This is a genomic window from Acidovorax sp. GW460-11-11-14-LB4 (assembly GCF_059423685.1).
On record NZ_JBWKYJ010000066.1, the window covers coordinates 20,067 to 27,946 of the forward strand.

At 64.5% G+C, this 7,880-nt stretch carries 6 protein-coding genes; 5 read left to right on the plus strand and 1 reads right to left on the minus strand.

Annotated elements, in window-relative coordinates; genetic code table 11:
* Positions 1-98 precede the first annotated feature (98 nt).
* Positions 99-2,024 (minus strand): acyl CoA:acetate/3-ketoacid CoA transferase, encoded by a 1,926-nt coding sequence (locus AC07X4_RS19240; protein WP_494740994.1) that lies wholly within the window; start codon positions 2,022-2,024, stop codon positions 99-101.
* A gap of 230 nt (positions 2,025-2,254) precedes the next feature.
* On the opposite strand from AC07X4_RS19240, the gene AC07X4_RS19245 reads away from it, so the two are divergent.
* The 5 genes from AC07X4_RS19245 to AC07X4_RS19265 all read left to right on the plus strand — a co-directional run bounded on the left by AC07X4_RS19245 (position 2,255) and on the right by AC07X4_RS19265 (position 7,530).
* Positions 2,255-4,465 (plus strand): malate synthase G, encoded by a 2,211-nt coding sequence (locus AC07X4_RS19245; protein ID WP_494740995.1) that lies wholly within the window; start codon positions 2,255-2,257, stop codon positions 4,463-4,465.
* A gap of 202 nt (positions 4,466-4,667) precedes the next feature.
* Positions 4,668-4,919: a cysteine-rich CWC family protein gene (locus tag AC07X4_RS19250; RefSeq protein ID WP_260668809.1), complete on the plus strand. Its 252-nt coding sequence runs from the start codon at positions 4,668-4,670 to the stop codon at positions 4,917-4,919.
* Between the two features lie 13 nt (positions 4,920-4,932).
* Complete coding sequence (locus tag AC07X4_RS19255) at positions 4,933-5,154, plus strand: 4-oxalocrotonate tautomerase (protein WP_255356291.1); 222 nt, start codon at positions 4,933-4,935, stop codon at positions 5,152-5,154.
* A 59-nt stretch (positions 5,155-5,213) separates the two neighbouring features.
* Positions 5,214-6,671, plus strand: a complete 1,458-nt coding sequence (locus AC07X4_RS19260) for a DHA2 family efflux MFS transporter permease subunit (protein WP_494740996.1) — start codon at positions 5,214-5,216, stop codon at positions 6,669-6,671.
* Positions 6,672-6,762: 91 nt separating this feature from the next.
* A complete protein-coding gene (locus AC07X4_RS19265) occupies positions 6,763-7,530 on the plus strand; it encodes a class II glutamine amidotransferase (RefSeq protein WP_056065199.1) in 768 nt (255 codons plus the stop codon).
* The last annotated feature ends 350 nt before the right edge of the window (positions 7,531-7,880 follow it).

Here is a 7,880-nt window from a genome sequence, read left to right on the forward strand (position 1 = left end):
CGGCCTGTGATCGGTTTTAGAGACAAACAGGCCGCATGCGCTAGTGCAACATGCCTGGGCAGCTACATAAATGATAGTGAACCAGCATCACCCCCACTTCACACCAGGCGTGACTTGAGGAACCCCACGGTGCCATAGCGCTTGACCTCGGTGTAGAGGTCGCGCGTGAGGCCCTGCACCATGGCGGTGTAGGCGTCGGCCAGGTCGGGGGCGATGGTGAAGTGGTCGTAGTTCACGATCACGCCCACGCGCTCGCCCTGTGCGGCGAGCGGAGCGAGCAGGCGGCGCACCTCCTGCTCGATGGCGTCGATGGTGCTGGCGGTGTTGATCTGCAGGCCCGAGAAGTCGATGTGCAGCAGCAGGCGCGCGGCGTCCAGCTCGAAGCGCTGCACCAGCGGGCGGTTGAGCAGCTGCTCGCGCAGGCCCAGCGGGCCGGGCTCGAACAGGCGCAGGTCCATGGTCTGCAGGCCGGGGCTGATGCGCGGCGTGAATGCCATGTGGGCCAGCACGTCGCGCTGCAGGTCGATGCCGGGCGCCAACTCGATGAGTTCCAGCGCACCGCTGCCATCCGCCCCGCCCGAGGGCACCAGGCGGAACACGCAGCGCTCGGTCACATACAACACGCGCTGGCCGCGCCGCAGCGCCTCGGCGCCGCTGAAGGTGCGGTGCTCGACCTCGCGCACCAGCTTGCGCGCGCCGCCTTCGTGCAGGATGTGCAGGTGGCCGTCCACCGCCTCCACGTGCAGCGCGCCTGCCGTGAAGGTGCCGACAAACACCACGGTCTTGGCGTTCTGGCTGATGTTGATGAAGCCGCCCGCACCCGCCAGGCGCGGGCCGAACTTGCTCACGTTGAGGTTGCCGTGCTGGTCGGCCTGCGCCAGGCCCAGGATCGCGATGTCGAGACCACCGCCGTCGTAGAAGTCGAACTGGTTGGGCTGGTCGATGATGGCCTGCGGGTTCACGGCCGCGCCGAAGTTCAGCCCGCCGGCGGGGATGCCGCCGATCACGCCGGGCTCGGCCGTGAGCGTGACGAGGTCGATGATGCGCTCTTCAGCCGCTACGTTGGCCACCCCCTCGGGCATGCCGATGCCCAGATTCACCACCTGGTGCGGGCGCAGCTCCAGCGCCGCGCGGCGGGCGATGATCTTGCGCTCGGTCAGGGGCATGGCCTCCAGCGTGTCCATGGGCACGCGCAACTCGCCCGCAAACGCGGCGCTGTAGGGCTCGGCAAAGGTCTGGTGGTGGTGCGCGGGCTCGGTGGCCAGCACCACGGCGTCCACCAGCACGCCGGGCACCTTCACCTGCCGGGGGTTGAGCGTGCCGCGCTCGGCGATGCGTTCGACCTGCGCGATGACCACGCCGCCCGAGTTGCGCGCGGCCATGGCAATCGCCAGCGCTTCGAGCGTGAGCGCCTCGCGCTCCATGGTGAGGTTGCCGTCGGCGTCGGCCGTGGTCGCGCGGATGATGCCCACGTGGATCGGAAAGGCTTTGTAGAACAGGTAGTCCTGCCCGTCGATGGGCAGGATGCGCACCAGGTCTTCGGTGGTGCGCGCGTTGAGCTTGCCGCCGCCGTGGCGCGGGTCCACAAAGGTGTCCAGGCCCACGCGCGTGAGCGTGCCGGGCTTGCCCGCAGCGATGTCGCGGAACAAATGCGTGATCACGCCCTGGGGCAGGTTCCAGGCCTCGATCTGGTTGTCCACCGCCAGCTTCTGGATGCGGGGCACCAGGCTCCAGTGCCCGCCGATCACGCGCTTGAGCAGGCCGGCGTGGCCCAGGTGGTTGAGGCCCCGCTGCTTGCCGTCGCCCTGGCCTGCGGCGTAGACGAGCGTGAGGTCGCGCGGGGTTTGGGTCGTTTCCCAGCGCTGGGCCAGCGCCACGGCAATGCTTTCGGCAAAGCCGATGCCCACAAAGCCGCCCGTGGCCACGGTGTCGCCATCGTGGATGAGCTGCACGGCATCAGCGGCGCTCACGATCTTGTTCTTGTGGGCCGCGTTGAGCGCGCTGGCGTCCAGGGGTGCCTGCATGGGTTTGTCTCCCGGTGGGTTTGTTGTGCGCGCAGCGTAGTGGGTAACGGGCGAAAGCACCATTCAGGGTGACTACGGACTGTCACCAGTTTTGCGTAAAAGTCACTGGTTTAGAGATTTTCAGCGTATTTATGTGGGCAAACATTTGCAATACAGTCTGTCCATGGCCTGCTGTTGCGGGCACCGTTTTTCATAGACCTCCGTTTTCACCACTCTTCTTGAGGCACCCCATGACCGAACGCACCCAAGTCCACGGCCTGCAAGTGGCCACTTCCCTGTACCGCTTTGTCGAAGACAAGGTGCTGCCCGGCACGGGGGTGGACGCCGCCGCCTTCTGGAAAGGTTTTGACGCCATCGTGTCCGACCTGGCTCCGCGCAACATCGCCCTGCTGGCCGAGCGCGACCGCCTCCAGACCGAGCTGGACACCTGGCACAAGGCCAACCCCGGCCCCATCCAGAACATGGTGGCCTACCGCGGCTTTCTCGAAAAGATCGGCTACCTGGTGCCCCAGCCTGCCGACGTGAAGGCCACGACCACCAACGTGGACGACGAGCTGGCCACGCAGGCCGGCCCGCAGCTGGTGGTGCCCATCCTGAACGCACGTTATGCACTCAACGCCGCCAACGCGCGCTGGGGCAGCCTGTATGACGCACTGTATGGCACGGATGCGATCCCCGAGACTGACGGCGCCGAAAAGGGCAAGGGCTACAACCCCGTGCGCGGTGCCAAGGTGATCGCGTTTGCGCGCCAAGTGCTGGATGACACGGCGCCTTTGGCTGCAGGCTCGCACAAGGATTCGACGGGCTACAAGGTGGAAGGCGGCCAGCTGGTCGTGTCACTGGCCAACGGCAACACCACGGGCCTGAAGGACGCATCGCAGTTCAAGGGCTACCAGGGCAATGCCGCCGCGCCGTCGTCGGTGCTGCTGCAGCACAACGGCCTGCACCTCGATATCCAGATCGACCGCAGCACGCCCATCGGCCAGTCCGATTCCGCAGGCGTGAGCGACCTGGTGCTGGAAGCGGCCCTGTCCACCATCCTGGACCTGGAAGACTCCGTGGCCGCCGTGGACGCCGAAGACAAGGTGCTGGGCTACAGCAACTGGCTGGGCATCATCCAGGCCACGCTGACCGAGCAGGTCGCCAAGGGCGGCAAGACCTTCACGCGCGGGCTGAACCCTGATCGCATCTACACGGCCCCCCAAGGCGGCGAAGTACGCCTGCATGGCCGCTCGCTGATGTTCCTGCGCAATGTGGGCCACCTGATGACCAACCCGGCCATCCTGTGGAAGGACGCACAAGGTGCCGTGCGCGAAATCCCCGAAGGCATCATGGATGCGGTGGTGACCACGGCGATTGCACTGCACGACCTGCAGGGCCATGGACAAAACGGCATCCGCAACTCCCGCAAGGGCAGCGTCTACATCGTCAAGCCCAAGATGCACGGCCCCGCCGAAGTCGGCTTTGCCGCTGAACTCTTCGGCCGCGTAGAGAAGCTGCTGGGCCTGCCCGACAGCACCGTCAAGCTGGGCATCATGGACGAAGAGCGCCGCACGTCCGTCAACCTCAAGGCCTGTATTGCCGCTGCATCGACCCGCGTGGCGTTCATCAACACCGGCTTCCTCGACCGCACGGGCGACGAGATGCACACCGCCATGCACGCCGGCCCCATGGTGCGCAAGGGCGACATGAAGACCAGCGCCTGGATCCAGTCGTACGAGAAGAACAACGTGCTAGTGGGCCTCTCCTGTGGCCTGCGCGGCAAGGCGCAGATCGGCAAGGGCATGTGGGCCATGCCCGACCTGATGGCCGAAATGCTCAAGCAGAAGATCGCCCACCCCAAGGCCGGCGCCAACACGGCCTGGGTGCCCAGCCCCACGGGCGCCACGCTGCACGCGCTGCACTACCACCAGGTGAAGGTGAGCGACATCCAGATCGAGCTGGAAAAGACCGACGTGAACGCCGAACGCGACAACCTGCTGACCGGCCTGCTGACCGTGCCCGTGGCCGCCGCCCCGAACTGGAGCGACGCCGAGAAGCAGCAGGAGCTGGACAACAACGCCCAGGGCATTCTGGGCTACGTGGTGCGCTGGGTGGACCAGGGCGTGGGCTGCTCCAAGGTACCCGACATCCACAACGTGGGCCTGATGGAAGACCGCGCCACGCTGCGCATCAGCAGCCAGCACATGGCCAACTGGCTGCACCATGGCGTGGTGACTGAAGCCCAGGTGCGCGAGACCTTTGAGCGCATGGCAGCCGTGGTGGACCAGCAAAACGCGGGTGACTCGCTGTATCAGCCCATGGCCGGACACTTTGCCACCAGCATGGCCTACAAGGCAGCGTGTGACCTGGTCTTCAAGGGCATGGAACAGCCCAGCGGCTACACCGAGCCACTGCTGCACGCCTGGCGCCTGAAGCTGAAGGCAGCGCAAGCGGCCTGATTCCCGACTGCAGGCAGTGCCATATTCATGGCGCTGCCCGCTCTACTTTTGATAGCTGCTAGCGCAATCAACATTTGCACTAGCAGCTATTTTTGTTTCAGGCAGTACTCCGGCTCACCTTGTTCAGTTGTGTGAGAGGCGGCGACCGCGTTTGGGGCAAGCTGCGCCGTACACTGGCACCGACGCCCACGCGTTCACTCCTATGCCTGCAGCACCACCTACCCACCCCGTTCCGTCTGTCTGCCCGCTGTGCGGGCAGCCCAATCAGTGCGCTATCGCGGCGGGTCTCCCGGCAGAAAGCTGCTGGTGCATGACGCAGACCATCGACCCTGCGGCCTTGGCCGCTTTGCCGCAGGAGGCACGCGGCAAGGTCTGTATCTGCGCGGCTTGCGGCGCGCCGGCGCCAGACGCACAGCAACCCTCCGCCGCAGGCCACCCGCCTTCGCCGATATGATTTGGGCTTTTCGCTGTCTTCACAGCGCGCGAAGGAACAAGACATGCCCACGTACCACATCGAAATGATGGAAGGCCGCACGGTCGAGCAAAAGAAGAAGCTGGTGGAAGAGATCACCCGCGTATCCGTCGAGATCCTGGGCGGCTCGCCCGAGTCGGTGGACATCCTGATCACCGATGTGAAGCGCGAGAACTGGGCCACGGGCGGCAAGTTGTGGCTGGAGCGCACATCCTGAGTGGTGCAGCCTCCCTCCGTCACTGACCCCGTGGCATCGCCTCTCTGCTGGATCGCTTCATGAGCACCGCTTCGGGGTCTCTGGCCGTATTGCGTGAGCGTTATGGCGAGCGCTACCGGTGGCTGTTGTTGCTGTCCGTGATGGTCGGCACCATGGCCTCCATCATGTCCTCCACCATCGTCAACGTGGCGATACCGGACATGAGCCACTACTTTGCACTGGGCCAGGAACGCGCCCAGTGGGTCACCTCCGGGTTCATGGTGGCCACCACCGTGTCCATGCTCACCACCCCCTGGCTGTTGTCGCGGTACGGTTACCGCGCGACCTATGTCGGCGCGATATTGTTGCTGCTCGTTGGCGGTGTGGGGGGCGGCCTGGCGCGCGACTTTGGCCTGGTGCTGGCAGCACGCGTCGCCGAGGGGCTGGCAGCGGGTGTGGTGCAGCCCATCCCGGCCGTGATCATCCTGTATGCCTTCCAGCCCCACGAGCAGGGGCGCGCCAGCGGCATTTTTGGCATGGGTGTCGTGCTGGCGCCGGCCATCGGTCCGAGCATGGGCGGTTTGCTGGTGGATTGGTTTGGCTGGCGCTCCATTTTTTTCATGGTGGTGCCACTCTGCCTGGCCTCCATCTGGCTGGCGTACAAGTTTGTACCGGTCACCGCCCCTGGAGGGGTTGAGGCCAATCGGCAAGGCCAGGCGCTGGACTGGCGAGGCCTTCTGCTGGGCACGGTGGGAACGCTGTGCCTGCTGAACGGCCTGGTGTCGCTGCATGGCGGCTCTCACGTCGAGGCGGTGGGCTTGCTGATGGGTGCTGTGGTGGCCGTCGCCTGTTTCATTGCCTGGCAGCGCAGGCTGCTGCGCACCGGGCGCAAGCCGCTCATGGACCTGCGCCTCTTCCAATACCGGCAGTTCGCCATGGGCAGTGTGGTGGCATTCATCTACGGCACCGCCTTGTTCGGCTCTACCTATCTGTTGCCGGTGTTCATGCAACTGGGGCTGGAGCTGTCGGCATCGCACGTGGGCACCCTCATGCTGCCGGCAGGGTTCGTTCTGGCCGCCACCATCGCCATGGTGGGCCGATTGGCGGACCGGCAGCCCACCCATTTATTGGTCAGCACCGGGCTCGGTTTGCTGGCCCTGTCGTTCGGGCTGATGGTGTTTGTGGGCCTTGGCTCGTCGCTGTGGATGCTCGTCGCTTTTGCGATCCTGGGACGCATCGGACTCGGCTTCATTCTGCCCTCGCTGAATCTGGGCTCCATGCGCCCGCTGGACAAGTCGCTCATTTCTCAGGGCTCCAGCGCCATTGGGTTCTTGCGCATGCTGGGCGGCGCCGCCGGGGTCAGCCTGTGCGGCATCGTGCTCGAATGGCGACTCGGCGCACATGGCGCGTCGTTGACGGCCGGAGCCAGCAACCCGGCGCGCATCGCAGCATTCGGTGAAACCTTTTTGATGCTGACTCTTCTGTGCGGGCTGGCGCTGGTGGCCGCCTGGCAGCTGCGCGAGGCGCGGCCAGATTGACAGCAGGCACACCTTGTCCTGATGCTTGAAGGCGGATGCGCGCATTGCCCCATCAAGCCTTTCAAGAAATCAAAGAAACGGAACCTCCGCCATGTGCCAACTCCTCGGCATGAACTGCAATGTACCCACCGATGTGACCTTCAGCTTCACGGGCTTTGCGCAACGCGGCGGTAAGACCGACCACCATACCGATGGCTGGGGCATCGCGTTTTTTGAGGACAAGGGGCTTCGGCACTTCGTGGACCATCTGGCGGCCGTGGACTCACCGGTGGCCGAACTCATTCGCCGTTACCCCATCAAGAGCCGGAACGTCATCGCCCACATCCGCAAGGCCACCCAAGGCATGGTGAGCCTGCAGAACTGCCATCCGTTCGTGCGTGAGCTGTGGGGCCGCTACTGGGTCTTTGCCCACAACGGAGATCTGAAAGACTTCCGCCCTCGCCTGCATTCGCATTTCCGCCCCGTGGGCGATACCGACAGCGAGCATGCGTTTTGCTGGATCATGCAAGAGTTGGCCAAATCGCACGCCAGCGTGCCTTCTGTTCCAGAGCTGACGCTAACGCTCAAGGAACTCGCCGCGCGCATAGCGCCCCACGGCACATTCAATTTCCTGCTTTCCAATGGACAGGCGTTGTGGGCACACGCCTCCACCCATCTGCACTATATAGAGCGCCGCCATCCCTTCGGCGCTGCGCAGCTGAGTGACGAAGACCTCCAGCTGGATTTTTCGAAGGAGACTGGCGTGAACGATCAGGTGGCAGTGATCGTGACCAGCCCCCTCACGACCAACGAAACGTGGACCGCCTTCGGAAAAGGCGAACTGCTGGTGTTTGAGCAAGGTCGGCGGCTGCCTATCTGACGCAGGCGATGCATCGGCGCGGGGGAAACGGCAAATTGCACGCGCCATAGGAATGAACGCCGCCTCTCGCGAGGTTCTCCCGATCGGTTCACGCTGTGTTCGATGGGAGCGAATGGATCTGTACCAACTCGTCGGCGCTGATCTGAGCGGCCCGAGTGGCTCATGTATGTGCGCCCGTCTTGCAGCCCGATGAGGCAGAGGCCCATCGAGTAGACCGTGTCACCCGGAAGCGTTGAGTAGCGCCTATTGCCGTTGGCACATTTTCGATGTCTGCAAAGCAAAAAACCCCAGTCATATCTGACTGGGGTTTTCTGGGCTGTAAGAGCCTGACGATGACCTACTTTCACACG

What these genes read in the sequence shown, in the direction of transcription:
- AC07X4_RS19260 (WP_494740996.1), top strand. Translation starts at nt 5,214, where the DNA reads ATGAGCACCGCTTCGGGGTCTCTGGCCGTATTGCGTGAGCGTTATGGC.
- AC07X4_RS19265 (WP_056065199.1), top strand. Translation starts at nt 6,763, where the DNA reads ATGTGCCAACTCCTCGGCATGAACTGCAATGTACCCACCGATGTGACC.
- AC07X4_RS19245 (WP_494740995.1), top strand. Translation starts at nt 2,255, where the DNA reads ATGACCGAACGCACCCAAGTCCACGGCCTGCAAGTGGCCACTTCCCTG.
- AC07X4_RS19240 (WP_494740994.1), bottom strand. Translation starts at nt 2,024, where the DNA reads ATGCAGGCACCCCTGGACGCCAGCGCGCTCAACGCGGCCCACAAGAAC.
- AC07X4_RS19250 (WP_260668809.1), top strand. Translation starts at nt 4,668, where the DNA reads ATGCCTGCAGCACCACCTACCCACCCCGTTCCGTCTGTCTGCCCGCTG.